The 2054-nt window shown below is 39.8% G+C and carries 2 protein-coding genes and 1 pseudogene; all 3 read left to right on the forward strand.

Annotated elements, in window-relative coordinates; all coding sequences use genetic code 11:
• On the forward strand, positions 1-962 hold a 962-nt coding region (locus LD39_RS12645; protein ID WP_035547228.1), incomplete at its 5' end, for a PASTA domain-containing protein.
• A 12-nt stretch (positions 963-974) separates the two neighbouring features.
• Positions 975-1856 carry a ribosome small subunit-dependent GTPase A gene (gene rsgA / locus LD39_RS12650; RefSeq protein ID WP_035547232.1) on the forward strand — a complete coding sequence of 294 codons (882 nt, stop codon included), beginning with the start codon at positions 975-977 and terminating at the stop codon, positions 1854-1856.
• Between the two features lie 2 nt (positions 1857-1858).
• Positions 1859-2054 (forward strand): annotated as a pseudogene (locus tag LD39_RS12655) (ribulose-phosphate 3-epimerase); the annotation flags it as partial.

A 2054-nucleotide genomic window follows, 5' to 3' on the forward strand; every position in this document is an offset into this window, starting at 1 on the left:
AGAAAAAGAAGAAAAAAGTTTGGCCATGGGTGATTTCCATTCTGACTTTAGTTATCATTGGAGGCCTCATTGCACTTTTTACCATACCTGGCATCATCCAGCCTGCGAATGTAGAAATGATTGATGTTAATGGGTTGGAATATGAAGAAGCGTACAGTCGATTAAACGATCTTAACCTAAATGTCAAGCGGGAGACGATGTACTCAGAAGAAGTCGACGAGGGTTATGTGATAAAAACAGATCCAGAAGAAGGAAAAATCATTAAAGAGGAATCGGAAGTCACTGTTTATTCCAGTCGAGGAAGAGAAAGGGTGGAATTCGGTGACTATACGGGACAGCAATATGAACAAGTCGAAAAAGAACTGAAAGATAAAGGGTATGAATCGGTTCGTTCTTATAGAGAGCCAAGTGACCGTCCAGAAGGAGAGATTATTACTCAAGTATCACCTGAAGCTGGTGAGAAGGTTCTGCCAGATGAAGAGGGGGTCATCTTTGAAGTGAGCAGCGGGCCTCCTAAAGTAGCTTTGGAGAACTTAAGAGGTATGACTCAAGAAAATGCAACGAAATACTTATCTAATAATAATTTAGAAGTTAAGGTAACAGAAAATTACTCCGATTCTACTGTAGGTGAAGTCATTTCACAAAGTCCTGATGTAGGAACTGAGGTTAAAGAAGGTTCTACAGTATCTATTACGGTTTCACTAGGACCTAAAGAGGAGCCTCCTAGAACAGAGAAGGTTTCTGTGGAAGTTCCTTTTGATGAAGAATCAGAAGAAACAGAACAGCAAGTCCTGATTTATGTAGATGATATGGACAGCGAGATTTCTGAAGTGAGACGAGAAGAAACGATAACTGAGACAACGACATTTGATATTGAATTGAGGATAGAACCCGGTTCAGAAGCGTCTTATAAAGTTCAGAGAGGTGACGAAGTTATTGATGAAGGTACTGTTAAATATTAAGAAGGTGAAACTATGCCATTAGGAAAGATAATAAAAGCGCTCAGTGGTTTTTATTACGTATGGCATGAAGGATCCATCTATCAATGCAGAGGTAGAGGTAATTTTAGAAAACGCAAGGTATCACCACTAGTTGGTGATATGGTAGAGTTTAAAGCGGAAAAACAAGATGAAGGTTACATTTTATCGATTGAAGATCGCAAAAATGAATTCATTCGACCGCCGATTGCAAACGTCGATCAAGCGTTGATCGTCACTTCTGCCACTCACCCTGATTTTAACGCTTTGTTATTAGATCGTTTCTTAGTATTGGTGGAAGCTAAACGTATTGAGCCCTTTATCGTCATATCTAAAATGGATCAATTGACCGATGATCAAGTGGAAGCAATGAAGAAATATCAAGAGTTATATGAAAAAATCGGATATCCTGTTATTCTCTCTGCTGTTAGTGACCCTGAAGCTATGGATTTAGTTCAAGCTCACCTGGCTGGCAGGACAACGGTTATTGCAGGTCAATCCGGTGTAGGGAAATCTTCATTACTAAATTCGATCGATCCAAGACTGGCCATCGATACTGATGAGATTTCTCAGAGTTTAGGAAGAGGAAAACACACAACAAGACACGTGGAATTGTACGATATTGCTGGTGGTTTAGTAGCAGATACTCCTGGGTTCAGCTCCCTTGATTTTGGAGAATTATCCATGGAACAATTGCCGGAATGTTTTCCCGAATTTGTAGAAGTTCAAGATGACTGTAAATTTAGAGGATGTCTGCATAATAAAGAACCGAAATGTGCAGTAAAGGCAGCTGTATCAGAAGGGAGCATCTCTGAACAAAGGTACGATCACTATTTACAGTTTCTTGATGAAATACAGAATAGAAAGCCGAGGTATTAAGAATGACAAAAATTGCACCTTCTATCCTAGCTTCTGATTTTGCAAAGCTTGGAGAGGAAATTCAAGATGTAGAAAATGCAGGAGCAGACTATATACATGTGGATGTCATGGATGGTCACTTTGTTCCCAACATTACGATTGGACCATTGATCGTAGATGCCATTCGCCCGAAAACTTCGCTTCCGTTGGATGTTCATT

Origin of the sequence: Halobacillus sp. BBL2006, from assembly GCF_000786645.1 — a bacterium.
Lineage (GTDB): Bacteria > Bacillota > Bacilli > Bacillales > Halobacillaceae > Halobacillus.

Coding starts and splice junctions, on each gene's coding strand:
- rsgA (WP_035547232.1), top strand. CDS start 975: ATGCCATTAGGAAAGATAATAAAAGCGCTCAGTGGTTTTTATTACGTA.